This is a genomic window from Leucobacter viscericola (assembly GCF_011299575.1).
GTDB lineage: Bacteria > Actinomycetota > Actinomycetes > Actinomycetales > Microbacteriaceae > Leucobacter > Leucobacter viscericola.
In genome coordinates, this window is record NZ_CP049863.1 from 262591 (window position 1) to 287954 (window position 25364).

At 60.8% G+C, this 25364-nt stretch carries 19 protein-coding genes; 10 read left to right on the forward strand and 9 right to left on the reverse strand.

Annotated features, from left to right (window positions below; genetic code table 11):
* Window positions 1-647: 647 nt before the first annotated feature.
* Window positions 648-2048, forward strand: a complete 1401-nt coding sequence (locus G7068_RS01275; protein ID WP_166287758.1) for an InlB B-repeat-containing protein — start codon at window positions 648-650, stop codon at window positions 2046-2048.
* Window positions 2049-2171: 123 nt separating this feature from the next.
* Here G7068_RS01275 and acnA read toward each other — a convergent pair whose 3' ends face one another.
* The 4 genes from acnA to dut form a co-directional block, all read right to left on the reverse strand.
* Window positions 2172-4859 carry an aconitate hydratase AcnA gene (gene acnA, locus G7068_RS01280; RefSeq protein WP_166287761.1) on the reverse strand — a complete coding sequence of 896 codons (2688 nt, stop codon included), beginning with the start codon at window positions 4857-4859 and terminating at the stop codon, window positions 2172-2174.
* 93 nt (window positions 4860-4952) lie between these two features.
* Window positions 4953-5768: a DUF3159 domain-containing protein gene (locus G7068_RS01285; RefSeq protein ID WP_244304588.1), complete on the reverse strand. Its 816-nt coding sequence runs from the start codon at window positions 5766-5768 to the stop codon at window positions 4953-4955.
* A complete protein-coding gene (locus G7068_RS01290; protein ID WP_166287764.1) occupies window positions 5765-6487 on the reverse strand; it encodes a DUF3710 domain-containing protein in 723 nt (240 codons plus the stop codon). Before G7068_RS01290 ends, G7068_RS01285 begins: the two co-directional genes overlap by 4 nt.
* A gap of 68 nt (window positions 6488-6555) precedes the next feature.
* On the reverse strand, window positions 6556-6993 hold the full coding sequence (dut, locus tag G7068_RS01295; RefSeq protein ID WP_166287767.1) for a dUTP diphosphatase: 438 nt from the start codon (window positions 6991-6993) through the stop codon (window positions 6556-6558).
* 89 nt (window positions 6994-7082) lie between these two features.
* Between dut and G7068_RS01300 the strand changes: the two genes are divergently transcribed.
* Window positions 7083-7544 (forward strand): DUF3093 domain-containing protein, encoded by a 462-nt coding sequence (locus G7068_RS01300; RefSeq protein ID WP_166287770.1) that lies wholly within the window; start codon window positions 7083-7085, stop codon window positions 7542-7544.
* A gap of 177 nt (window positions 7545-7721) precedes the next feature.
* Here the strand turns inward: G7068_RS01300 and G7068_RS01305 are convergent, their stop codons facing one another.
* A complete protein-coding gene (locus tag G7068_RS01305) occupies window positions 7722-8012 on the reverse strand; it encodes a DUF4193 domain-containing protein (RefSeq protein WP_166292929.1) in 291 nt (96 codons plus the stop codon).
* Between the two features lie 209 nt (window positions 8013-8221).
* Between G7068_RS01305 and sepH the strand changes: the two genes are divergently transcribed.
* Window positions 8222-9451 carry a septation protein SepH gene (sepH, locus tag G7068_RS01310; RefSeq protein ID WP_166287773.1) on the forward strand — a complete coding sequence of 410 codons (1230 nt, stop codon included), beginning with the start codon at window positions 8222-8224 and terminating at the stop codon, window positions 9449-9451.
* On the opposite strand, the gene G7068_RS01315 is transcribed toward sepH, so the two are convergent.
* On the reverse strand, window positions 9448-10704 hold the full coding sequence (locus G7068_RS01315; RefSeq protein ID WP_166287776.1) for an alkaline phosphatase family protein: 1257 nt from the start codon (window positions 10702-10704) through the stop codon (window positions 9448-9450). The genes sepH and G7068_RS01315 overlap by 4 nt on opposite strands.
* A gap of 10 nt (window positions 10705-10714) precedes the next feature.
* Here G7068_RS01315 and G7068_RS01320 point away from each other — a divergent pair, with 10 nt between their 5' ends.
* The gene (locus tag G7068_RS01320) at window positions 10715-13234 is read left to right on the forward strand and encodes a DNA gyrase/topoisomerase IV subunit A (RefSeq protein ID WP_166287779.1); all 2520 of its coding nucleotides are present in this window, start codon (window positions 10715-10717) and stop codon (window positions 13232-13234) included.
* A 291-nt stretch (window positions 13235-13525) separates the two neighbouring features.
* On the opposite strand, the gene G7068_RS01325 is transcribed toward G7068_RS01320, so the two are convergent.
* Complete coding sequence (locus G7068_RS01325) at window positions 13526-15646, reverse strand: DNA gyrase/topoisomerase IV subunit B (protein ID WP_166287782.1); 2121 nt, start codon at window positions 15644-15646, stop codon at window positions 13526-13528.
* 195 nt (window positions 15647-15841) lie between these two features.
* On the opposite strand from G7068_RS01325, the gene G7068_RS01330 reads away from it, so the two are divergent.
* A complete protein-coding gene (locus G7068_RS01330; RefSeq protein ID WP_205881325.1) occupies window positions 15842-16069 on the forward strand; it encodes a DUF7455 domain-containing protein in 228 nt (75 codons plus the stop codon).
* A 76-nt stretch (window positions 16070-16145) separates the two neighbouring features.
* Here G7068_RS01330 and G7068_RS01335 read toward each other — a convergent pair whose 3' ends face one another.
* Together G7068_RS01335 and G7068_RS01340 are read right to left on the reverse strand one after the other, a co-directional pair.
* Window positions 16146-17429, reverse strand: a complete 1284-nt coding sequence (locus G7068_RS01335) for an RNA polymerase sigma factor (RefSeq protein WP_166287785.1) — start codon at window positions 17427-17429, stop codon at window positions 16146-16148.
* 251 nt (window positions 17430-17680) lie between these two features.
* Complete coding sequence (locus G7068_RS01340) at window positions 17681-18616, reverse strand: proteasome assembly chaperone family protein (RefSeq protein ID WP_205881326.1); 936 nt, start codon at window positions 18614-18616, stop codon at window positions 17681-17683.
* 219 nt (window positions 18617-18835) lie between these two features.
* Between G7068_RS01340 and lpdA the strand changes: the two genes are divergently transcribed.
* From lpdA to glnA, 5 genes are all read left to right on the forward strand, one after another.
* On the forward strand, window positions 18836-20209 hold the full coding sequence (lpdA, locus tag G7068_RS01345) for a dihydrolipoyl dehydrogenase (protein WP_166287788.1): 1374 nt from the start codon (window positions 18836-18838) through the stop codon (window positions 20207-20209).
* Window positions 20210-20246: 37 nt separating this feature from the next.
* Window positions 20247-21956 carry a 2-oxoglutarate dehydrogenase, E2 component, dihydrolipoamide succinyltransferase gene (sucB, locus tag G7068_RS01350; RefSeq protein ID WP_166287791.1) on the forward strand — a complete coding sequence of 570 codons (1710 nt, stop codon included), beginning with the start codon at window positions 20247-20249 and terminating at the stop codon, window positions 21954-21956.
* A 671-nt stretch (window positions 21957-22627) separates the two neighbouring features.
* Window positions 22628-23332, forward strand: a complete 705-nt coding sequence (locus G7068_RS01355) for a DUF4191 domain-containing protein (RefSeq protein ID WP_166287794.1) — start codon at window positions 22628-22630, stop codon at window positions 23330-23332.
* Between the two features lie 9 nt (window positions 23333-23341).
* Window positions 23342-23770: an RDD family protein gene (locus G7068_RS01360; protein WP_166287797.1), complete on the forward strand. Its 429-nt coding sequence runs from the start codon at window positions 23342-23344 to the stop codon at window positions 23768-23770.
* Window positions 23771-23884: 114 nt separating this feature from the next.
* Entirely contained in the window at window positions 23885-25309 is a 1425-nt protein-coding gene (glnA, locus tag G7068_RS01365; protein WP_166287800.1) for a type I glutamate--ammonia ligase, read from the forward strand.
* Window positions 25310-25364: the final 55 nt, after the last annotated feature.

Below are 25364 nucleotides of genomic sequence, written 5' to 3' on the forward strand. Positions count from 1 at the left end.
GCTCGAGTGGTCGTTGAAGAGCCCCTGCGGTGGGCCCGTCGTAAATTGACAGTCCTGTGGCATTTTTGGTCACGAGTCTCGAACTTGTTGCGGACGTGTTGAAGGATGATTCCTAACGGGTCGGTGTGGGTTTTAACTCCGACAGATTTGACGTTCGCCTGCTAGTGACGGAAGGGACTGGCCCGGAAAAACAACGCGAAACCATGTATTTAGTTTGGCGGTGCATTGACGCGCGCACTAAGAAAACTATTTATCACTCGTCATGTATCAACGAGCAATGCAGAACGACGAATGTAAGGTTGTGCTTAAAGCATATTTTTGACTCGGTAGGGGCTTGTAGGACTCACTTGGATGTGAATAGGCTTCCCGCTAAGCAGTCGAACTCATCGACTGCCGACTTTTGTTGGTCTAATGATCGTCGTTGGTGGATTTTTGGGGAGAGATCCAATGGTGCATCGATTTTGCAGTAGGCCTATGACGGCCATCCTGCTTGGTACCGCCGCCACCAAGTCCGCTGTATCTGGTGATTGTTGAGCGGCAGGGTCGCAATTTGGCAATTTTTAGCAGTTAGGTCTACTACAGTGCAAAAACCACAGAGGTCGTCCCCGCGGCGACTGATCGCAATAGTTGTTACCTCGCTCGTGGCCGTGTCTGGAGTTAGCGTTGGCTCGGCGGCAGCGATGGCCACTGAGGGCTCTCCTTACGCGTCCACAGCAAGTGCGGGAACGCCCGACCCTACGCCCAATAAACAGGCGTTACCGATCCTCGATGTTACGGTCAACTTCGATCTCGCGGGTGGTACAGGATCGTTCCCTGCGCGGACGCTGACCCTCGGAGCTCTTCTCGGCGCCCCTTCGACGGTACCTACTCGTGAGGGGTATACGTTTAAGGGCTGGGTCGGTCTCGGCGGATTGCTCTATGACTTCGGCCTTCCAGTTCTCGCAGACATCACTCTCGTTGCTGAGTGGGAAAAGAACCCCGTGCCCGTCGTCAATCACACGGTGACCTTCGATCTTGCGGGTGGTACAGGATCGTTCCCGGCGCAGACCGTGGCAGCTGGAGCTGTCATCAGTGCTCCGGCGGCGGTACCCACTCGCGCGGGGTATACGTTTAAGGCTTGGGTCGGCGTCGGTGGGTTGCTCTACAACTTCGGACTCCCAATCATTGCCGACATAACGATCGTTGCTGAGTGGACAAAGGACCCAGTGCCCGTCGTCAATCACACGGTGACCTTCGATCTTGCGGGTGGTACAGGATCGTTCCCGGCGCAGACCGTTGCCAATGGTGCGGTCATCAGTGCCCCAAAGTCCAAACCCGCTCGTAGTGGATACACGTTTACGACTTGGGTGAACGGTGGTGGGACGGCTTACGACTTCACGAAGCCGATTACCGCAAACACCACCATCTACGCGGGATGGAAGAAGACCGCGGTTGACGGTAAGTGCACTGTGGCTCGCAAGACCCCGGTGTTTGCCGATACTCCGGTGAGCCACAAGTTCTACAAGGAGATCGACTGGATGGCGTGCATGAAGTACTCCACCGGCTGGCGCCAGCCGTCGGGAAAGCCCTTGTACAAGCCGGCCGACAACCTGGAGCGTCAAGCGATGGCCGCGTTCATCTACCGCATGGAAGCCCCGAAGAACTACCAGGCACCTGCGGTGTCTCCATTTGCCGATGTGAAGCCCGGGGATTCCTTCTACAAGGAGATCGCGTGGATGTACGAGTCGAAGCTATCGACCGGGTACCGGGAAGCTGGCGGGAAGCCGACGTTCCGTCCGCACGATTCGCTGTCGCGTGAGGCGATGGCGGCGTTCATTTACCGCCTCGAAGCGCCGAAGAACTACACGGCACCGAAGGTGTCGCCGATGGCTGATATGAAGCCAGGGATGTCGTTCTACAAGGAGATCTCGTGGATGTACAGCGAGAAGCTTTCAACCGGTAACAAGGTGGGCAACACCAAGGAATACTGGCCGAAGGACGACCTGTCGCGTCAGGCGATGGCCGCGTTCATCTACCGGCTAGTGCTGGACTATCGCCCCAGTAAGTAGGTATCGTCTCGAACTGAGGTGCTAATGAGCCCCACGCGAGACGAAGTTCGCCCACACGGCACTGCCGTGTGGGCGAACTTTATTTGTGTGGCAATGCCTGGGTAGACATTGCCGTTTGGTTATTTACACCAAGGAGCGCAGCACGTACTGCAGAATGCCACCGTTGCGGTAGTAATCCGCCTCACCCGGGGTGTCGATGCGCACAACAGCGTCGAACTCGACAACAGAACCGTCAGCCTTGGTTGCCTTCACAGCAACCGACTTCGGGGTCTTGCCCTCGTTCAGTACGGTGACACCCGAGATGTCGAACGTCTCGGTGCCGTCGAGGCCCAGCGAATCGGCGCTCTCACCAGCGGGGAACTGCAGCGGCAGCACACCCATGCCGATCAGGTTCGAGCGGTGAATACGCTCGAAGCTCTCGGTAATGACCGCCTTGACGCCCAGCAGGCTCGTACCCTTTGCCGCCCAGTCACGGGAGGATCCTGAGCCGTACTCCTTGCCGCCGAGCACGACGAGTGGAATGCCAGCTGCCTGGTAGTTCTGTGCTGCGTCGTAGATGTACGACTTCGGGCCACCCTCAAGCGTGAAGTCGCGGGTGAAGCCACCCTCGACTCCGGCGCCGTCGTTCTCAGCTGCGAGCAGCTGGTTGCGCAGGCGGATGTTTGCGAAGGTGCCGCGGATCATGACCTCGTGGTTGCCACGGCGTGAGCCGTAGGTGTTGAAGTCGCGCACCGCGATCCCGTTCTCGACGAGGTAGCGACCGGCGGGAGTCTCCGCGCGGAAGCTGCCGGCGGGGCTGATGTGGTCGGTCGTGACCGAGTCGCCCAGCTTTGCGAGCGCACGTGCGCCAGCGATGTCGGTGACGGGTGACGGCTCGAGCTGCATGCCATCGAAGTAGGGAGCCTTGCGCACGTAGGTCGAGTTCTCATCCCACGCGAAGGTGTTGCCATCGGGTGTCGGCAGTGAGGTCCAGTGCTCGTCACCGTCAAACACGGTGGCGTACTTCGACTTGAACATGTCGGAGTCGATCGAGGCGTCAGCGATCTGCTGCACCTCGGTCGCGTTGGGCCAGATGTCGCGCAGGAAGACGTCGTTGCCGTCTTGATCCTGACCAAGCGACTCAGTGTCGAAATCGAAGTCCATCGTGCCGGCGAGTGAATACGCGATCACCAGCGGAGGGCTGGCGAGGTAGTTCATCTTGATGTCGGGGTTGATGCGACCTTCAAAGTTGCGGTTGCCCGAGAGCACCGCGGTGACGGCGAGATCGTTGTCGTTGACCGCCTGCGAGATCTCCTCGTTCAGTGGGCCGGAGTTACCGATGCAGGTAACGCAGCCGTAGCCGACGGTGTAGAAGCCAAGCTTCTCGAGATCGGCATTGAGGCCCGACTTCTCGTAGTAGTCGGTGACAACCTTGGATCCCGGTGCGAGCGTGGTCTTCACCCACGGCTTGGCCTTGAGGCCCTTGGCGGCAGCGTTGCGTGCGAGTACACCCGCCGCAAGCATGACCGAGGGGTTCGAGGTGTTGGTGCAGGAGGTGATCGATGCGAGGGTCACCGCGCCGTGATCGAGCTCGAACTCGCGGCCCTGCTGATCCTTCACCTTTGCGGGGTTGGCTGCCTGAGCGTAGTTCTTCAGATCCTGCTCGAACTGGGTCTTCGCGCTGGTCAGCTCGATGCGATCCTGCGGACGCTTCGGGCCGGCGATCGACGACACAACGGTCGACAGATCGAGCTCAAGGTACTCGCTGAACTCGGGCTCCTTGGCGGGATCGTGCCACATGCCCTGTGCCTGGGTGTATGCCTTGACGAGCTCAATCTGCTCGTCGGGGCGACCGGTGAGGCGCATGTAGTCGAGTGTGACGTCGTCGACCGGGAACATTGCCGCGGTTGAACCGAACTCGGGGCTCATGTTGCCGATGGTGGCGCGGTTTGCGAGCGGCACCGAGCCGACTCCCTCACCGTAGAACTCAACGAACTTGCCGACCACACCGTGCTTGCGCAGCATCTGAGTGATGGTGAGCACCACGTCGGTTGCGGTGACGCCAGCGGGAATCTGGCCCGAGAGCTTGAATCCAACAACACGCGGGATCAGCATCGAGATGGGCTGGCCGAGCATGGCCGCCTCGGCCTCAATGCCGCCGACGCCCCAACCGAGCACACCGAGGCCATTTTCCATGGTGGTGTGCGAGTCGGTACCGACGCAGGTGTCGGGGTAGGCCTGGAGTGCACCGTCGACGTTGCGGGTGAACGTAACGCGTGCCAAGTACTCGATGTTGACCTGGTGCACGATACCGGTGCCCGGGGGAACTACCTTGAACTCGTCGAAGGCACCCTGACCCCAGCGGAGGAACTGGTAGCGCTCACCGTTGCGCTGGTACTCGATCTCAACGTTGCGGGCGGCCGCGTCAGCGGTGCCGTACACGTCGGAGATAACCGAGTGGTCAATGACCATCTCGGCCGGTGCGAGCGGGTTGATCTGCTCGGGCGAACCACCGAGGTCAACAACTGCCTCGCGCATGGTGGCAAGGTCAACGACGCAGGGAACGCCGGTGAAGTCCTGCATGATGACGCGGGCGGGCGTGAACTGAATCTCGGTGTCGGGCTCAGCGGCAGAATCCCAGCCGCCAAGCGCCTCGATGTGCTGCTTCGTGACGTTCGCGCCGTCTTCGGTGCGCAGCAGGTTCTCCAACAGCACCTTGAGGCTGTAGGGCAGGCGCTCGTGGCCTGGGATCTGATCGATCCGGTAGATCTCGTAGTCTTTCTCACCAACGGTGAGGGTGCTCTTCGCACCGAAGCTATTGACGGCTCCCATGAGGCTCCTCCTGAGTCCTTCGATCGGCGATCCCGATCACGTAAAGTGTCTCGATGTCAAGATAAGTCTACACCGAATCGAAGGGCGGAGAAATCAGGCAGCGGGCGGTGTCTCCCCCGTATTTTCAACGGTTTCGATCGTTGAATCATCGGATGATTGCCGCAAGCGATTGAGCACCATCCACGTAAAGATGATCACCAGGGCGAATAGCGGTGTGCCCATGACAAGACGAGCAATGCCTAGGGCCTCAACGTTGCCGGAGTAGTAGAGCGGCAGCTGGATCACGAGCCGCGCGACAAACATCGCGAGCCACAGCACGGTGAGCCACAGCGCAACCCGCCGCAGCGAACGGTCTTGCCTCCAAGAGGTCAAACCGCCACGAAACGCGCCAATGGCAAACCCGAGCACCGGCCACCTCACGGCAATGGAGATGAGGAGGCCGAGCGTCCAAGCGGCATTGATCCAGAATCCCGGGAGGTAGTACCCCTGGCCCTCCCCGCTGATCAGTGTTGCGGCAACGGCGATCCCGACCCCGATTGCGCCAGAAATCGCCGAGATCGGCGACTCCTTGCGAATCAGACGAATCGCCACCGCGATAATCGCGAGGGCAGCCGGCGCAATAACCGCAAGCTTCTCGTCTTTGGTGAACGAGTAGACAATCAGAAACAGCAGTCCCGGCACGAGAGCTTCTGCGATCCCGCGCCAGCCACCAATGGCGTCAAGCACACCGCGTCCCGAGAGAGCCTCTCCACTGAGGCCCGCCTGCACGGCTTTACCCATGCCGCCGCTCAGTGAAAGACTGCCCAGGGCATCTGCGCTCAGCTTCGTGGGCTCTGGAGTGCCGTCGCTAGGCTCGGCACCCACAGAGTCCTCTGGCTCGGGATCAGCAGCCGCTCCTGTGTTACTCACGCCTCTTGAGCCTCGCCCGGTGCATCTGTCTGCACTCCAGCGGGAACGCGCAGCGGAATGAGCTCGCTTGGAGGCATCGGCTGGTCGCCGCGCACAACAACGAGTTCGCGGAAGAGATCGATCACGAGTTCGCGGGTTGCGACATCGGTAGCAGCTTTGCCCATGATGACTCCGCGAAGCATCCAGCGGGGGCCATCGACGGCGAGGAAGCGAGCAAGGCGTGTGCCGCCGCCCTGATCAGCCGGTACCGGCGTGTTCACAACGACCTCGGGGCCGAGCAGGCCCTCCTCTTCGGAGACCTCAGCACCCTGGGCGGTCATCTGCTGGATGAGTTCGGCGCGAACTTCGCCCCACAGACCCGACGACTTTGGTGCAGAGAACGCCTGCACCTGCAAGAGCGAATCTTCGTAGTCCAGCGAAACCGCCGCAACGCGGTTTGCCCGCTCGTCCACCTCAAGGCGAAGCTGCAGCCCCTCACGAGGCGCAACCTTAATGCCGCCGAGGTCTACATACGGACGCATTGCGGGGACCTCTGAGACGTCAAAGGGACCTGCAGTGGCGCGATCTTCTGGTGCTGACTTCGAATCGTCGATCTCAACGACGTTCGCTCCGGCGTTTTCGTGAAGTTCAACCGCGTCGGCAGACTCCGTGTTCTCAGAATCAGACTGAGAAGTCGCGGCTTCAGCAGCCTTAGCGTCTTTTTTCTTTTCTCTGCTCATGGCTGAGAATCTCCTTGCTCGTGCCCCTTCGGGCTTTCTTAAATTGTGTCGAAGATTTCGCGCAGAAGCTAGCTGCTGATCCCCGTGGATCCAAAGCCGTTTGCGCCCCGCGCGCTCTCCGAAAGTTCTTCGACCGGAACAAACACCGCTCGCGAAACAGGCATCACAATCATCTGGGCGATGCGATCCCCCACTTCAACCGCAAAGGTATTCTCTGTGTCGGTGTTGAGCAGTGTCACCTTGATCTCACCGCGGTATCCGGCGTCGACCGTTCCAGGAGTGTTCAGCACAGTAATGCCGTGCTTGGCGGCGAGGCCACTTCGAGGCACAATAAACGCGGCGTACCCCTCTGGCAGCGCAATGGAAACACCCGTACCCACGAGGACACGCTTCCCGGGAGCAATCTGCACAGCCTCGGATGAACGCAGGTCGGCGCCCGCATCACCCACGTGCGCATAGCTCGGGGGAATTTCAGCTCGAATTGGAATCTCTACAACATCGGTCACCCGGACAGGCTACCGGATCGAAGCGCTCAGACCACACTGACTGTGGGGCATTGACGAAATGCATATCTCTTGAGAGGGATAATGGAGCCATGACAGTTGAGGCGCCTCCCCAGGACTACCGTGAACGACTCTTGCCTGGACCGAGCTTGTTTGTCGCTCTGCTCCTGCTGATACCGGCGGTCGCACTCGTCATGACACCGATTAACCCGCAGCTTGCGCTCCCAACCGGCATAGCAATGTACGTGCTGATCGCCGGCAGCTTTTTGGTGCTGAGCCCGAGTCTGCTCGTGCGTGATGGCCGCCTGACCGCGGGCCGTGCGGAGATTCCGGTGGACCAACTCGGTGAGGTTGAGTTGCTCGGATCTGACGCGCTTCGTCGCGCGATTGGTCCTGGAACAGATGCCCGTAGCTATCTGTTGGTTCGAGGGTGGATCCACCGCGGCGTGCGGGTCGAGAACATCGATCCAGCGGATCCTGCACCCCAGTGGGTGCTCACCAGCCGCCACCCCGAGCAGCTTGCGCTTGCGATCGAGGCGGCGAAGCGGGCGTAAAGTCTGGCCTAAAGGTCATTCTGCGTGAGCAAAGTGACCTTTAGGCGGTTCGGCTATACCGAGCATTCCTGCCGCTGTGGCGGCAGCGCAGAATGCGATAAAACGCTGGCGCGTTTTATACCGAGCATTCCTGCCGCTGTGGCGGCAGCGCAGAATGTAGTAAATCGCTGGCGCGATTTACACTGAACATTCTGCGCAAACCGGACCCAGATCGCTCTGGTGGTCCAGCTGCGAGCGGTGTCGCACCAAGAAGCAGCTCACGCAGGTGAACTCGTCGTCCTGCTGAGGCAGCACAACAACGTCGAGCTCCACATCTGACAGATCTGAACCCCCGAGGTCAAAACTTGGGTTGTCCGCATCCTCAGAATCAATTGCGGAGCCGCCCTTGGCAGAGCCGCGCTCTTTCAGAGCCTCAATTGACTCTGCTTCTTCTTCGGACTTACGCGGGGCGTCGTAATCTGTGGCCATCTTCTCCTGCATTCCCGTGTCCCCTGGACACATCAACCTGCGAGCGGCCATAGTCTGCCCTAACTTGCTGCACTTACGCAAACTCTGTTGCTAAATTTCTCTCAGCGCAAAATCAGGTCCGCACGACTTTGCCACGCGCCCACGTCAATGCGACATAAACTCGCCAGCCTGTGTCACCCTAGGTCGCGAACTGTGAAGGGATGCCGCCAATGGACGAATTGCGCTTTGTGCGACGTGAAGATCAGGCTCTAATTGTTGTAAACGGGGCTGACGAAGAATTTCGCCTCGTCGTCGACGACACAGTGCTGAGTGAACTCAGGCATCTCGCTAAGCGGGATCGTCAAGCCGGGAAGGTGCGACCGAGGGAGATTCAAGCGCTCATCCGCGCCGGAAAGTCTCGCGCTCAGGTTGCCGAAGAAACCGGTCTTGAAGAAGCAGATATTGAGCGCTTCGAAGAACCGGTTCTCGCGGAGCGTCGGTACATTCTGGAGCTTGCTCAGGCTGTCCCAGTGCGAACGGACGTGAACGACGATTCCGATCAGCACTTCGGTGGTGTTATTGCTGAACGCCTCATTGGTCTTGGCGTCGAAGACAGCGACTGGAACTCCTGGAAAGACGAAGAGACCGGCTGGATGATCGGTCTCGACTTCGTCGCCCACGAGGTTTCGCACCGCGCTATTTGGGCGTTTGCGCACCGTAAGGGCACGCTGGCGCCAGTGAACTCAGACGCCGTGAACCTCTCAAAGCAGGGTGAGGTCGGCGATCGGTTGATCCCGAAGCTGCGCGCCGTCGACAGCGAAGAGAAGACCGGGCGTTTTGACTCGGGCGCCTTCGATCATTCGCAGCTTCCAATGACCGACACCGATAGCGATAGTGAAGAGCTGCAGGCGGGCGAGCAGTCCGCGGTCGATGCTGAGTCATCCGACGACAGTGCGCGGGTCGCGGATCCTGCTCCATCGCTGGCGGACGCCAATGCGGAGTACGAGCGTCGCAAAGAGATTGACCACCGCGCGATCAAAACAGACGACAGCGAAGAAATCGACCTGAGTCAGACTGCTGATCTTCTCGATGCGCTTCGAAAGCGGCGCGGCGAGCGTGAGCAGAGTTCTCGGGTGAGCGATAGCAAAGCAGAGAACGCTCAGCCTGCAGCGCCGGTCGCTGATCCTCCCGCGGTGGCAGACGAGCCCGTAGTCACGCCCCCTCGCAGCATCTGGGGTGCCGCCGGGGTTTCCGGGCAAGCGACGCCCTCCCCGGCACCCTCAACCACTAGTGGTCCACCCACCTTGAAGCCTGTTGCCGATCCGGTCGCGCCGGCAGCAGAGCAAGATAAGGCTGAGCCCAAACTCGACCCGGAGAAGTCCCCTCGAAAGGGTCGCGCGTCGATCCCGAGCTGGGACGACATTCTCTTCGGAACCCGCAGCGACGAGGATCCCGCCTAGGCTGACCCGGGCAGCGGGATTCGCGAGCGCGCCACCTCGGTGACGACGCTCGCGATTCCTGTCCCAGCAAGAGCCCCGCCGAGAATCAGCGGTACCCCGCGCTCATCTTCACTCAGTGAGCCGTGCTGACCGACCATGGCGCGGGCTCGCGGATCGTCGTCACTGCAGTAGTAGGCAACCTGCTTGCGCGCGGCGATGATGATGTCACCGAGGCGATCGGCCACCCCCGGCGCCATCGGGCCAAATGCGCCCGACGCGACAGCCTCAGCGCGAGTCGCAACCCAGGCGCGACCTCGCTCTGATTCTTCAAACTGCCGAGCGATGGGTTCGGGATCCGTGCCCTCGCGCAGGTAGAGCGAACGAAAGCGCGGCTCTCCCCCGATATCGACGACATCTTTGAGTCGTTCGGGATCCGAATCGAGCAGTATTTGCTGGTGCGGTTGAACGTCGACGATGCCGTGATCCGCTGTAATAACGACTCCAACGTTGCCGGGGAGTCCGCGCAAAAACCCGTCTAGCGCCGCGTCGAACTGTTCGAGGCGACGGACCCACGCGCCACTCTGCCACCCCTGCTCGTGAGCGGCCTTATCGAGCTCATCGATGTACAGGTATATGACGACAGGTTCTTGCTCGCGTATGAGCGCGGAGGCGACGGCGAAGCGATCTTCGATGCGCTGCCCGGCTTGGTAGTCAGCACCCGTCAGGATCGCCTCGGTGAGTCCTCCCTGAGCGTGAGAGGGGCGGCCGATTGCGACGGGCCTGGCCCCTACTTCGCGGGCGGCTGCAAACAAGGGTGTGGCGAGCTGCCAGGATCGGCGATCCTCGATCCCCTGCCACTCCTTGAGCGTCGAGACCATCCCCAACTTGGGGTGGCGGATGCGGTAGCCCACGAGACCGTGAGTGCCCGGTAGCCGACCCGTGGTGATGGTTGTGAGCGCTGCGCCGGTGGTTGAGGGCACGACCGTTTCTATGCGGCGCTGGGGTAAGCGGGCGAGTGCCGGTGCGTGCCCCGCTCGCGCCTTGAGATTGGCGTGACCGAGTCCGTCAACGACCACAACCACGAGTGAACGGATCGGAGGGAGGCTGGCGAGTTGAGATGATGCCTCGGATGCTCCCCCATCGCTCAGAACCGGACCCAGCATGGTGTCGAGTGCAGCGCCGGGATCTTGGCCCAGTCCGTGAGCGACCGCGGCGATCCCAGTTGGCAGAATTGCGGCAAGCCTCGCACCGTTGTCGGTGGCAGTAGGTAGCATAAAAACCATTATGACCGAAGCACCAAGTGGCCCCGCTGACGGCTCTGTAGATTCCTCCGCAGAAGGCTCCGTTGAGAGCTCAGCACTCCTTTCACAGTTAGCCCACGAAACCGCGGGTGAGCGCATTGAAGACATCGACATCTCGAAAGAGATGGAGGGGTCGTTTCTCGAGTATGCCTACTCGGTCATTTATTCGCGCGCCCTGCCCGATGCCCGTGACGGTTTGAAGCCGGTTCAGCGCCGCATCCTCTTCATGATGCAAGACATGGGGTTGCGCCCTGAAAAGGGCCACGTGAAGTCGGCGCGTGTTGTCGGCGAGGTGATGGGTAAGCTGCACCCGCACGGCGACTCCTCGATCTACGATGCCCTCGTGCGCTTGGCTCAGGGTTTCGCCATGCGCCTGCCGCTCGTTGACGGCCACGGTAACTTCGGTTCGCTTGACGATGGTCCAGCTGCCTCCAGGTACACCGAAGCGCGCCTCGCTGGTGCCGCGCTTGCGATGACCGAGTCACTCGATGAAGACGTCGTCGACTTCGTGCCGAACTACGACAACCAGATCATGCAGCCCGACGTGCTGCCCTCGGCAGTGCCCAACCTGCTCGTGAACGGTGCGAGTGGCATCGCTGTTGGCATGGCGACGAACCTCGCACCGCACAACCTCATCGAGGTTGTTGATGGCGCAAAGCATCTACTGCACAACCCCGACGCCACCGTCGATGAGCTCATGGAGTTTATCCCCGGCCCAGACCTGCCGGGCGGCGGCATTATTGTCGGGCTCGATGGAGTCAAAGACGCGTATCGCAGCGGCCGCGGCGCGTTCCGCACGCGCGCCAAGGTGTCGGTTGAGCAGCTGAGCCCCCGTCGCACGGGGCTTGTTGTTACAGAGTTGCCGCACCTCGTCGGCCCAGAGCGCGTCATCGAAAAGATTAAACAGGGTGTCGACGCGAAGAAGCTCTCGGGCATTTCTGATGTGGCCGACCTCACCGACCGCAAAAACGGCATGCGGCTCGTCATCACGCTCAAGACCGGCTTCTCCCCCGAGGCCGTGCTTGAGCAGCTGTATCGTTACACGCCCCTCGAAGACTCGTTCAGCATTAACTCGGTGGCGCTTGTCAACGGGCAGCCGCAGACCCTTGGCCTGCGCGAGATGCTGCGGGTCTTCATTGACCACCGAATCCTGGTCATTAAGCGCCGCTCCGAGTACCGCCTGCGAAAGCGGCGCGAGCGCATGCACCTTGTTGAGGGCTTGCTCATCGCGATCCTCGATATTGACGAGGTCATCCAGCTCATTCGCACGAGCGACGACGCCGAGGGTGCGCGGTCGCGGCTTATGCAGGTCTTTGACCTCTCAGAGCTGCAGGCCGAGTACATTCTTGAGTTGCGTCTGCGCCGCCTCACGAAGTTCTCACGTGTTGAGCTCGAGAGCGAGCGCGACGAACTGAAGCGCGAGATCGAGGCGTTGCTCGAGATTCTCGGCAGCGATGAGAAGCTGCGCGCCGTGGTGTCGAACGAAATGGACCAGGCAGCCGAGGCGTTCGGCACTCCCCGACGCACGGTGCTGACCGGTGCGGTGATCCGCCCCACACGCTCCGCTGCGAGCTCTGCGGCGCTGCAGGTTGCAGATACCCCCTGCACCGTGCTTCTCTCGGCAACGGGCCGCGCGCTGCGTTTGGATCGGGATCCCGAAGCGCTTGAATCGCCCCGCGGAACCTCGCGGGCGACAAAACACGGCGCGGTGATGTCAACGGTTGACGGCACGGTTCGGGGTGAACTCGGTGCCGTGCTCTCTGACGGCACACTCCACCGCTTTACCCCCGTCGATCTGCCGCTCGTGCCCGGCGCGAGCGTCGCGTTCTCTGCAGGTGTCAAGCTTCTCGACTACATCGGCGTGACCGATAAAAAGTTGCGTGTGGTGGGGCTCGTGCCGCTCGACACCGAGACCCCGATCGGGCTCTTTACGCTGCAGGGCACCGTCAAGCGTGTGGTTCTCACGGAGCTGCCGGCGCGACCCGAGTTTGAGGTCATCTCGCTGAAGGCCGGCGACCAGCTGCTCTCCGCTTTCCCGGCACCCGACGGGTCAGAGTTTGCCGTTGTGGCCAGTGATGCGCAGCTGCTGCGATTCCCTGCCGCCTCGGTGCGCCCGCAGGGTCGCCCAGCGGGTGGCATGGCAGGCATGAAGCTTGGGGCCGAAGCACGAGTGGTGTTTGCCACCGCCGTGCCCGAGGGTGCTGAGGCGCGGGTGGTGACCGTCGCGGACAGCTCGATCACCCTTCCCGGCACCGATGTTGCGACCGCCAAGGTCACCGACTGGGCTGAAATTCCCGCGAAGGGCCGCGCCACCGGCGGTGTGCGGGCCCAGCGTTTCCTCAAGTGGGAAGACCAGATCGCCTGCGCCTGGGTCGGCACGGGTGAGCCTCGCGCTCTTGCGGCTGACGGTGCGGCCCGTAAGCTGCCCGCGGAACTTGGCAAGCGAGACGGATCAGGGCAGCCGATCGACGGTGCCGCCGCGTTTGTTGGCCAAGCGCCGTAAAGCGGGCACCCTACGCGGGGTCAACTTCATCAAAGGTTTGAAGTGACCTGACATGGCATGACATGACCTGACATGGTGAATCGCAGCTGGGTGCATTCCCGCGTTTCGCCGAGTCTGCATCCCACTGCCGAGCCTGCGGCTTGGAACTGCATGTTCGGCGGTGGAGCGCAGGCTCAGTGTCAAAACACTCATGCAACGTCGAATAGCCCTGCACTAGGTCGGCTCAAAAGGAATGCGGGGAAAGGCGGCAGCCCTTCCCCGCATTCCTCGCGTGCAGGAGTACCTGCAGAACTAAGCGTCGATGCGCTCGCGATCGAGGTCGTCAGCGTTCTCGACGATGAACTCCTTGCGTGGGGCAACATCATTGCCCATGAGCAGCTCGAACATCTGAGCAGCCGCGTGCGCGTCTTCCAGGCGAACTCGCCGAAGCGCGCGGTGCTCACGATCCATCGTGGTCTCCGCGAGCTGATCCGCGTCCATCTCACCGAGGCCCTTGTAGCGCTGGATCGGCTCCTGGTACTTCTTGTTGCGACGCTTCAAATCGCTGAGCAGCGTCTGCAGTTCGCGCTCACTGTAGGTGTAGATGACATCGTTTGGCTTGCGCCCCGCGTTCTGCACGATGACCCGGTGCAGCGGTGGCACCGCCGCGTAGACGCGCCCGGCCTCAAGCATGGGTCGCATGTAGCGGAAGAAGAGCGTGAGCAGCAGCGTGCGAATGTGCGCGCCATCAACATCGGCGTCGCTCATCAGGATGACCTTGCCGTAGCGGGCCGAGTCAATATCAAAGTCGCGACCCGATCCTGCCCCGATGACCTTGATGATGGCACCGCACTCCGCGTTACCGAGCATCTCGGCAACCGATGCCTTCTGCACGTTGAGGATCTTGCCTCGGATCGGCAGAAGCGCCTGGAACTCACTGTCGCGGGCCGGGCGCGCTGTTCCCAGCGCGCTGTCGCCCTCCACAATAAAGAGTTCGGTGTCGGCAACGTCTTTTGAGCGGCAATCGATGAGCTTCGCGGGCAGAGAAGAGCTCTCAAGTGAGCTCTTGCGGCGTGCGGTGTCGCGCTGCGCGCGCAACGCGATCCGCGACTTCATCTCGGAGACCATCTTTTCGAGCAGTGCGGCGGTCTGAGTCTTGTCGGGCTTTTTGGTGGACTCGTAGCGCTCGGTCATGCCCTGCACGATCGCCTTCGAGACGATCGATCGTACCGCTGCGGTGCCGAGCACCTCTTTGGTCTGGCCCTCGAACTGCGGCTCGGGCACGCGCACCGACACAATGGCGGTGAGCCCTGTCAGGATGTCGTCTTTGTCTGGCTTATCGGTGCCGGCTTTGAGCTTGCGAGCGTTCGCCTCGATCTGCTTTCGGAAGAACCGGGTGAGGCCCTGTTCAAAGCCGGCGAGGTGCGTGCCGCCCTTTGGGGTCGCGATGATGTTGACGAAGCTCTGCACCTCAACGTCGTAGCCGGTGCCCCAGCGCAGTGCAACGTCGACCTCGCAGCGGCGCTCGATCTCGCGAGACACAAGGCCGCCCGACACCTCATCCATGACGGGCACGGTCTCCGTGAAGGTGCCCGAGTCTGTCACCCGCCAGGTGTCGGTGATCGGCGCATCAACGGCGAGGAAATCAACGAACTCTGAGAGCCCGCCCTCGTATTGGAAGCGGTGCACCGGAGCCACACCGGATTCATCCTGCGATTCGGGGCGCTGATCAGTGATCTCGATTGCGAGATTCGGCACGAGAAAAGCTGTCTGCCTGGCTCGCGCGACGAGCGAGTCCGGTTCGAAGCGGGCGGTGGAGAGGAAGATCTGAGGATCAGCCCAGTAGCGCACCCTGGTGCCCGTCACACCCTTCTTGACCTTGCCCACGACCCGTAGCTCAGAAGCGTTTTCAAACGGCTTAAAAGGGCTGTCGGGGCCGTCTCCTGAAAAGACACCGGGTTCTCCGTGTCTGAACGACATCGCCCAGGTTTTGCCGTCGCGATCCACCTCGACATCAAGTCGCGATGAAAGTGCGTTGACGACCGATGCGCCAACGCCGTGGAGGCCGCCCGAAGAGGCGTAACCGCCGCCACCAAACTTGCCGCCAGCGTGCAGCTTTGTGTACACCAGCTCGACACCGGAGAGTCCACTCTTCGGCTCAATATCAACGGGAACACCGCGACCATTGTCTGAGACCGTCACGCTGTTGTCTGCGTGCAGGGTAATGCGAATGTCGTTGCCGTAACCCGCGAGCGCTTCGTCGACCGAGTTGTCGATGATCTCCCAGAGGCAGTGCATGAGGCCCCGAGAGTCGGTCGTGCCAATGTACATGCCCGGACGCTTTCGAACCGCCTCAAGCCCTTCAAGGACGGTGAGGTGGCGCGCGGAGTAATTTGACTCGACCGGTTTGGTTGCTCGCGATGACTCTGCCACTACTGAGATCTCCTCTTGCTTGCTGACTCAACTTACTGTAGAGCAGACCACCGACAGAGTATCGCCATGCGCTCGGCGAGTGCGCAACCCCAGAGGGCAAAGCTACGCGGTGAGCGAACCGCAACCGTATCGCAATCTCTTTTCAAGTCAGACGTGCTTTGATTGGGGTAATCAAAAGGAGAACGGGAGGTTATCATGACAACGCTCGAGCACGACACCATTAACGCCACCACCATTGAATCAGCAGACCGTCCACTTAATGGACTCGACCGCTGCGACAGTTGTGGAGCCCAAGCATATGTTCGCGCCGTACTGAACGGCAGCGAGCTCCTGTTCTGTGCACACCACGCTCACAAGCACGAAGCTAAGCTCCGCCCGATCGCTGAGGTGTGGCACGACGAAAGTCACAAGCTGACCGCGTGAGTCTCGATCGCACAGATTAACCTCACCAACGAGAAAAGGCCCCGGGATCGCTCCCGGGGCCTTTTCTGTGTGCTGTCTACTCGAGGTAGTCGCGCAGCTGCTGGCTGCGTGATGGGTGGCGCAGCTTCGCCATCGTCTTCGACTCGATCTGGCGGATGCGCTCGCGGGTGACGCCGAACGTGTCACCAATCTGGTCGAGGGTCTTCGGCATGCCGTCGCCGAGGCCAAAGCGCATGCGGATCACGCCAGCCTCGCGCTCCGAGAGCGAATCGAGCAACTGCTCGAGCTGCTGCTGCAGCATCGTGAAGCCAACCGCGTCTGCCGGCACGACAGCCTCGGTGTCTTCGATCAGATCACCGAACTCGCTGTCACCGTCTTCGCCAAGCGGCGTGTGCAGTGAGATTGGCTCGCGGCCGTACTTCTGGACCTCTACGACCTTTTCAGGGGTCATATCGAGCTCGCGGCTCAGCTCTTCGGGAGTGGGTTCGCGACCGAGATCCTGAAGCATCTGGCGCTGCACACGTGCAAGCTTGTTGATGACCTCAACCATGTGGACCGGAATACGAATCGTACGTGCCTGGTCAGCCATGGCGCGAGTGATGGCCTGGCGGATCCACCAGGTTGCGTAGGTCGAGAACTTGAAGCCCTTGGTGTAGTCAAACTTCTCAACGGCGCGGATCAGACCGAGGTTGCCCTCCTGGATAAGATCCAGGAACTGCATGCCGCGACCGGTGTAGCGCTTGGCGAGCGACACAACAAGACGCAGGTTCGCGCCAAGAAGGTGGCTCTTTGCGCGCTGGCCGTCACGGGCGACCCACTTGAGCTCACGCTCCAGTTTCTTGGGCAGGCCCTGCTCGGTTGCGAGCTTCTCCTCGGCGAACAAGCCAGCTTCGATTCGCATCGCAAGCTCAACCTCTTCTGCGGCGTTCAGCAGCGCGACCTTACCGATCTGCTTCAGGTAATCCTTGACAGGATCGGCCGTGGCGCCCGGGATAAGGGTCGTGACAGTGGGAACGTCTTCTTCGTCAGAAGCCTTCAGAACGATTGCGCCCGTGGGCAGGGGCTCCGCGGGAGCCGCGGTCTTCTCTGCCTCTGCGGCCTCGTCTTCGACATCAATCTCTTCGACGTCTTCTGGCTCTTCTTCAACGGTCTTCTTTGCGGCGGCCTTGGGCGCAGCCTTGCGGGTGGCGGGCGTCTTTGCCGCTGCCTTCTTCGCTGGAGCTGCCTTTGCCGCTGCCTTTTTGGCAGGTGCCTTCTTAGCGGGCGCGTCAACGACCGCCTCGGCCCCCTGCTCTTCGGGTACCTCTTCCGTGGCCTTCGAAGTCTTTGCTCGAGCTTTGGTCGCGGATACAGTTGCCACGCAGACCCCTTCTTTCTTCGGATTCGTGCTGTGAATCTTGCTTGCCGTATGAATCCTGGTGCACTCACCGATTTTCGGCGGATAAGCGCTCACACAGCTAAAACCCATGTCAAGCCCGGATTATTCCCGCGAGCGAGAATGGCATCCGAATTGAATGGGTTGAGCCTCAATTATTGCATGGAGTTCAGTTGAGAATTACCATTTGGCCGAGGGGCTTGCCTCAGAACCGCTGTACTGCTAGGTTCTCTCGTCTATTTATTCGGCGAGTCGTTTTCGTCGCCCGGACTCGGGTGCTGTTCGGCTAGGAACCGCTCGAGTTCACTCGCGATCTGGTCGGCCGTTGGGATCGTGCCGTCCTCGCGAACGAGCGGTGACTGAGTTGTCTGATCCTCCATATAGGCGTCGTACCGCTGCTCAAGAGTGCGAACCATCTCGAGAGACTCCTCGTTCTCTGAGATCTGGTCGTTGACCTTTTGGTGGAACTCGCGCGAAGCGTCCCTGACACGGTCAGTCGAGAGGATCAGGCCAGTCGCAGCCATGATGCCGTTGAGTGAAACGAGAAGGGCTTCGGGGTACTCGGTGTTCGCGAGATAGTGCGGAACAAGAAGCGCGATCCCCACTACTTCCTCACCGAGTGAGTGCAGTCGATACTCCAGCACGTGAGCTGCCGAGGCAGAGAGCTTGGTGGTCGGACGCCAGACGGAACGCGCTTCGATGAGGTCGTCGCGCGATCCACTAATCGTGGTGGTCATGGGGCGGGTGTGCGGAACGGGCATCGGGATCGCGTGCGTCCAGACGGTTGTTGAGACCTCAAACTCGTGCACCAGCATAAGTACGGTGTCAATGAACTGCTCCCACCTGAAGTCGGGTTCAAAGCCACTGAGCAAGAGGAAAGGCTTTCCTAGCTCGTCGTGTACCAGCGTAAGAGAGAGTTCCTCCGGCTGGTAGTCAGTCAGGTGGTCTTCTTCGAAGGTGATGATGGGGCGCCTGGAGCGGTAATCAAGCAGCAGATCCGCATTGAACCTGAGTAGTTCTTCCGGTTCATACTGCTCCCACAGGTGCTCTTCGAGTTGAGAAACCGCACCACCAGCGTCGCTCAGGCCTTGCATTGCAACAATGAGTGGCAAACCACGCGGTACCTGGGCGCGTCGCTCGGCATAGTCGGCTGAGAATATGGAATCGGTCACACACCCATCCTATGAACGTGGGCTGCAACTGTGCCCCGGATTCGTCACGCCGTTAGCGAACCCTGACACCCCAGGCGCAGACCCACTATGCCGAGGATCGCGCAGGTGTAGGCTTTACTCAGTGTGTCCGGTGACCGTGTACAACGTGTGAACCAAGCGGTGTGAGCCGCTCAATAGGGACCGCCCAAATTAACGCGAACAATCCGAGGGAGATCCCACTTGGCCGATCAGCAGTTTGATGTAGTCGTCCTGGGCGGAGGCAGCGCGGGTTATGCCGCAGCCATCCGTGCCACGCAGCTGGGTTTCAGCGCAGCTGTCATTGAGAAAGACAAGCTCGGCGGGACATGTTTGCATCGAGGATGCGTTCCCACCAAAGCGCTTCTGCACTCAGCAGAGGTTGCAGATGTTGCCCGTGACGGTGAGACCTACGGCGTGCTCACCAGCGTTGCGGGCATCGATATGGCCCGTGTGAATGCCTACCGCGAGAACCTCGTGGCCGGCAAGTTCAAGGGCCTACAGGGTCTGTTGAAGGCAAACGGAATCACCGTCATTGCAGGCGAGGGTCGTTTGGTTTCTGCAAACACCGTTGAGGTCGCTGGCGACCGAATCACGGGTAAGAACATTGTGCTCGCGACAGGATCCTACTCACGCTCACTTCCCGGGCTTGAGATCGAGGGTCGAGTCATTACGAGCGAGCAGGCACTTGAGCTGCAGGAGGTTCCGAAGCAGGTCGTGATCCTCGGCGGCGGCGTGATCGGCGTTGAGTTCGCGAGCGTCTGGCGCTCCTTTGGCGCTGAGGTCACCATCGTTGAGGGACTCCCCCACCTGGTTCCGAACGAGGAAGAGTCTGTTTCGAAGCAGCTCGAGCGCGCGTTCCGCCGTCGCGGGATTGACTTCAAGCTCGGCGTTCGTTTCCAGTCTGTGGCTCAAGACGCCAACGGCGTCACCGTCACGTTCGAAGACGGCACCACCATTGCTGCCGACTACCTCTTGGTCGCTGTGGGTCGCGGCCCGGTTACCCAGAACCTGGGTTACGAAGAGGTCGGAATCGAAATGGATCGTGGCTTCGTTCTTGCAAACGAGCGCCTCGCGACCAATGTTCCTGGCGTCTACGCAATTGGCGACATTGTTCCCGGCCTGCAGCTCGCGCACCGCGGCTACCAGCAGGGCATCTTCGTCGCCGAAGAGATCGCTGGACTTGCTCCGGTGGTCGTTTCTGACGTCAACATTCCCAAGGTGACCTACTGCGACCCCGAGATCGCTTCTGTTGGCCTGACCGAGGCCAAGGCCAAGGAACAGTACGGCGCCGACAAGGTCTCGAGCTACGAGTACAACCTGGCGGGCAACGCAAAGAGCTCGATCCTGGGCACCGCTGGAACCGTGAAGGCGGTGCGTGTCAACGACGGCCCCGTGGTCGGTGTGCACATGATTGGGGCACGCGTTGGCGAGCTCGTTGGTGAAGCGCAGCTCATCGTGAACTGGGAAGCATACCCAGAAGACGTGGCACCGTTCATTCACGGCCACCCCACCCAGAACGAAACCATCGGCGAGACCATGCTGAAGCTCGCCGGCAAGCCACTGCACGCGATCTAGTCGCTGCGAACAGACTGAAAACGAACGGAGATACACGATGAGTGAATCGGTGGTCCTCCCCGCACTGGGTGAGAGCGTGACCGAGGGAACGGTGACTCGCTGGCTGAAAAATGTCGGTGACACCATCGAGGTAGACGAGCCGCTGCTCGAAGTCTCGACGGACAAGGTCGACACCGAAATTCCCTCACCAATTTCTGGAACTCTTGAAGAGATCCTCGTGCAAGAAGACGAGACCGCCGAGGTTGGCGCCGTGCTCGCACGAATTGGTGACGGAAGCGGCTCAGGATCAGCCGCCCCCGCTGAGCCCGCTGCTGCACCTGAGCCTGTGGCCGCTCCGCAGGAAGCCCCGGCTGCTCCCGCTGAACCTGCTGCGGCAGAGGCAGCGCCTGCAGCACCCGCGGCTGGCGGAGCGACTCAAGACATTGTTCTCCCCTCGCTTGGCGAGAGCATCACCGAGGGTACGGTGACACGCTGGCTCGTGGCCGTTGGCGAGTCTGTAGAGGTGGACCAGCCGCTGCTCGAGGTCTCGACCGACAAGGTTGACACTGAGGTGCCCTCGCCGATCGCGGGTGTGCTCCAGGAGATCCTCGCGAACGAGGATGACACGGTAGAGGTTGGCGGCGTGCTCGCTCGTGTTGGAAGCGGTGCTCCTGCAGCTGCAGCAGCTCCCGCTGCGCCGGCTGCTGCTCCCGCAGCCCCTGCAGCACCGGCAGCTCCAGCTCCCACGCCGGCTGCGGCAGCTCCCGCTGCTCCTGCTCCTGCTCCTGCGGCAACCCCGGCCCCGGCCCCGGCCCCGGCGCCGGCAGCTCCGGCCGAGCCGGCAGCCGACACCCTGTCTTCGGGTTACGTGACCCCGATCGTTCGCAAACTTGCAAACGATCGCGGAGTGGATCTCGCCACCGTCACCGGAACCGGTGTTGGCGGGCGCATTCGTAAGGAAGACGTTGTTGCGGCAGCAGAGCGAGTTGCATCGAGCTCGCAGGCTGCACAGCCAGCTTCTGCCACAGCTGCTCCCGTCGTTGAGGTCTCACCGCTGCGCGGCACTACTCAGAAGATGAGTCGCCTGCGCAAGGTGATCGCCGAGCGTGCGGTCGTCTCAATGCAGACAACGGCTCAGCTCACCACCATGGTTGAGGTGGACGTCACACGCGTGGCACAGTTCCGCCAGGCAAAGAAGGACGAGTTTCTCGCGAAGACCGGGAACAAGCTCTCGTTCCTGCCGTTCTTTGCTCTTGCGGCGGCAGAGGCACTTCGTAGCTACCCGATCATCAACGCAACTGTTGAGGGCGACTCGATCACCTACCCCGAGACTGAGAACATCAGCATCGCGGTAGACACCGAGCGTGGACTCCTCACTCCCGTGCTGCGCAACGCTGGCGACAAGGATCTCTCAGGCATCGCCGCAGAGATCGCCGACCTGGCTGCTCGCACTCGCGACAACAAGTTGACGCCGGACGAGCTCAGCGGCGGTACGTTCACGCTCACCAACACCGGATCGCGTGGCGCGCTGTTTGATACTCCTCTCGTGTTCCTGCCACAGGTTGCAATCCTGGGCACCGGCGCGGTCGTGAAGAAGCCTGCCGTCATCTCGGGCCCCGAGGGTGACAGCATTGCGATCCGCTCGACGGTATTCCTTGCGCTCTCCTACGATCACCGGATCGTAGACGGCGCGGACGCTGCCCGGTTCCTTACTCAGGTGAAGCAGCGTCTTGAGGCTGGCGATTTCGCGGGTAACCTCGGATACTAATTCCAGCGCTCGAGAGAGCTCGATTTGACGGCGGGGGTCGCGGCTGAAGTTTGAGCCGCGGCCCCCGCTTTCTGCGTTGTTTACGCGGTTCCGTCAAGGAACCCGCTCGTAATCTCTGGGGCTCTGACCGGGGCGTGATGCGGCGTCGTATCGCATGCGTAATCGAATCCCTCACTGAACGCTCTTGCCAGGCACCCAACTGTGACACTTCGATGTTGACTTCTGCAACGGACTCATAAAAGGCCTCAAGAAGTAGGCTTTTTATGCCAACGCCGTCCCACTCCGCGATCCTGTCCTCCACCAGCGGCACCGGCAGGCCCAGTGCAAAACACCCCGCATCGTGCCCGTTTCGGGTGTGTGTCCGGTCATGTGGCGGACGAGAGAACTCACTTGCGCATTGCCCACGAGCGCGCAGCGAAATACCCCAGCTGCACAATTGTTCAAGTTGCCAAGCGACTTCACTCGCGGACAACCCACCTTGAACGGCCTTTCGTTTCTGTGCCGACACTGCTTCCTCCTTTGCAACCGATCCTCTCGCAGCGCGCGGGGTGTCGTGAGCCGTGACAGAAATCTGTGGACAGCTCTTCAAATTCAGCGGCTGTGAGCGAACAGACGAGAGTGACACGCAACCCGGTCATCAAGCACGGCCCTGACGCGATACCCTTGTATGCATGGCAGCGGAGAAAGCGAAACGTACAGGTCGCATCAAGCAGATGGTGGAGATCTATCGGACCACACGGGTTCGAGATAAGGGACTCACACCTGCCCTGCTGGTGTCCTTCATCGTGCCGGTTCTGATTTCGGTGGCCCTCGCCTGGGTTCTGCCGGGCAGCTGGCTCAACTGGATCGTTTGGCCGCTCAGCGGACTCCTGGTTGGAATCCTGCTTGTCATGATCGTTCTCGGTCGCCGAGCAGAGAAGTCTGCGTATCAGCAGATTGAGGGACGCCCTGGCGCGGTGGGTGCGGTCATTCAGAATGCACTGAGGCGCTCATGGCGCGGCTCCGAGGTTCCCGTGTCGATTAACCGCAGCCAAGACGCGATCTACCGCGTTGTAGGACGAGGTGGCGTTGTGCTGATCTCTGAGGGCTCTCGTTCTCGCACAGAGCGCATGGCGGCTGACGAAGAGCGCAAGATTAAGCGCGCGATGAAGAACGTCGAGGTTGTTCACCTCTATGTCGGGGAAGACCTCGATGCCGATGGCAAGCTTGGCATCCCCCTTCACAAACTCTCAAGGGCTCTCGTCAAGCTGAAGCCAAAGCTCAGCCGCGCCGAGGTCGGGGCCGTGTACAACCGCCTTTCGTCGTTGCAGTCCACTCCCGTCGGAATTCCGAAGGGCATGGATCCGAACCGCGTGCGTCCCCAGCGTCCTCGCTAACCGGCTCCGATGGCAACCACCGCGCCAAAGAAGTTTGGCGATCTAGAACCGAGTAAGTGGCCTGGCGAACGGCTTGGTCTTCCTGAGCAGGGCTTCCGCTCAGTTGCGCGCGCCGGTCGACGGATTTTCGCGATCCTTATCGACTGGGGCATCGCTTTACTCATCGGTAACCTGATCGCAAGTGGACCCGCGACGTCTTGGGTCACCCTGCTTGTGTTTGCGCTCATGCAGATGATTTTTATCCCGACGATCGGCGGTTCAATCGGGCACCGAATTCTCGGCCTGCGTGTTGTGCCGCTCTCTGGCGGCTGGGTCGGATTCTGGCGCCCCGCCGTGCGCACACTTCTTTTGGTGATTGTGATCCCGGTGCTCGTTTGGGATTCAGATCAGCGCGGTTTTCACGACAAGATTGCGGGTACGGTGCTCATTCGGGCGTAACCCTCGCCCTGCTGGCCCGAAACATTCGCGAAACATTCGACTCACGTTTTTGAAATCAGACCCAAATACAGTTGTTACGAGTGAACGGTTCAGTACACCAGCAGGAGGAGCAGTATGTTCAAGACCCCGCAGGAAGTCATCGACTTCATCAAGGAAACCGACGTCAAGTTCGTTGACATCCGGTTCACCGATCTTCCAGGGGTGCAGCAGCACTTCAATATCCCCGCGGCCACGGTAGACCTCGATTTCTTTGAGGTTGGCCAGATGTTTGACGGCTCTTCGATTCGCGGGTTCGCGGGTATCGCTGAGTCGGACATGCAGTTGATCCCAGACGTTACGACGGCGTACCTCGATCAGTTCCGTGCCGAGCGCACGCTTGTTCTTGTCTTTGACATCTACAACCCCCGCACCGGAGAGATCTACGCGAAAGATCCCCGTCAGGTCGCCAAGAAGGCAGAGCAGTACCTCGCGTCGACGGGGATCGCTGACACCGCATTCTTCGCGCCCGAGGCCGAGTTCTACATTCTTGATTCGGTGCGTTACGAAACCACCCCGCAACGCACCTTCTACGAGATTGACTCAGAAGAAGCACACTGGAACTCCGCTCGCAAGATTGAGGGCGGCAACCTCGGCAACACCACTCACGAAAAGGGCGGCTACTTCCCCGTCTCCCCCGTCGACAAGCAGGCCGATCTGCGCGACGACATCTCCCTGCGCCTCATCGAGGCCGGGCTGCACCTTGAGCGCTCGCACCACGAGGTCGGCGCTCCGGGTCAGGCTGAGATCAACTACCGTTTCGACACGCTGCTGCACGCGGCTGACGACGTGCTCAAGTTCAAGTACATCGTGAAGAACACGGCCGAGCTGTGGGGCAAGACGGCAACGTTCATGCCGAAGCCAGTGTTTGGCGATAACGGATCGGGCATGCACACCCACATGTCGCTCTGGAAGGGCGGCGAGCCGCTGTTCTATGACGAGAACGGCTATGCGGGCCTCTCAGACATTGCCCGCTGGTACATCGGCGGGATCCTGCACCACGCACCCGCGTTGCTCGCATTCACGAACCCCACGATCAACAGCTACCGCCGCTTGGTCAAGGGTTACGAGGCTCCCGTGAACCTTGCTTACTCGGCGGGCAACCGCTCAGCCGCCGTGCGCATCCCGCTCACCGGTTCAAACCCGAAGGCCAAGCGCATCGAGTTCCGTGCTCCCGATGCCTCGGGCAACCCGTACCTCGCGTTTGCTGCGCAGCTCATGGCTGGCCTCGACGGTATCCGCAACCGCATCGAGCCGATGGAGCCCATCGACAAGGATCTCTACGAACTGCCTCCCGAGGAAGCAAAGAACATTCCTCAGGTGCCCGGTTCGCTCGAGGAAGCTCTGGCGGCCCTCGAGGCCGACCACCAGTTCTTGCTTGAGGGTGGCGTGTTTACAGAGGAGCTGATCGAGACCTGGATCAACCTCAAGCGCGACACCGAGATCGCTCCGATGGCCCTGCGGCCGCACCCGTACGAGTTCGAGATGTACTACGGCGTCTAGACACTAGTTTTGGGGCTCGGTGAGCTGAGCTTTTCGAAGTAGATACGCGAATCCC

Excerpts from the sequence above, each read along its gene's own strand:
- G7068_RS01305 (WP_166292929.1), bottom strand. The coding sequence starts at position 8,012 with ATGGCCACAGATTACGACGCCCCGCGTAAGTCCGAAGAAGAAGCAGAG.
- G7068_RS01360 (WP_166287797.1), top strand. The coding sequence starts at position 23,342 with ATGGCAACCACCGCGCCAAAGAAGTTTGGCGATCTAGAACCGAGTAAG.
- G7068_RS01320 (WP_166287779.1), top strand. The coding sequence starts at position 10,715 with ATGACCGAAGCACCAAGTGGCCCCGCTGACGGCTCTGTAGATTCCTCC.
- glnA (WP_166287800.1), top strand. The coding sequence starts at position 23,885 with ATGTTCAAGACCCCGCAGGAAGTCATCGACTTCATCAAGGAAACCGAC.
- G7068_RS01300 (WP_166287770.1), top strand. The coding sequence starts at position 7,083 with ATGACAGTTGAGGCGCCTCCCCAGGACTACCGTGAACGACTCTTGCCT.
- sepH (WP_166287773.1), top strand. The coding sequence starts at position 8,222 with ATGGACGAATTGCGCTTTGTGCGACGTGAAGATCAGGCTCTAATTGTT.
- G7068_RS01315 (WP_166287776.1), bottom strand. The coding sequence starts at position 10,704 with ATGCTACCTACTGCCACCGACAACGGTGCGAGGCTTGCCGCAATTCTG.
- G7068_RS01330 (WP_205881325.1), top strand. The coding sequence starts at position 15,842 with ATGACAACGCTCGAGCACGACACCATTAACGCCACCACCATTGAATCA.
- sucB (WP_166287791.1), top strand. The coding sequence starts at position 20,247 with ATGAGTGAATCGGTGGTCCTCCCCGCACTGGGTGAGAGCGTGACCGAG.
- G7068_RS01355 (WP_166287794.1), top strand. The coding sequence starts at position 22,628 with ATGGCAGCGGAGAAAGCGAAACGTACAGGTCGCATCAAGCAGATGGTG.
- G7068_RS01290 (WP_166287764.1), bottom strand. The coding sequence starts at position 6,487 with ATGAGCAGAGAAAAGAAAAAAGACGCTAAGGCTGCTGAAGCCGCGACT.
- acnA (WP_166287761.1), bottom strand. The coding sequence starts at position 4,859 with ATGGGAGCCGTCAATAGCTTCGGTGCGAAGAGCACCCTCACCGTTGGT.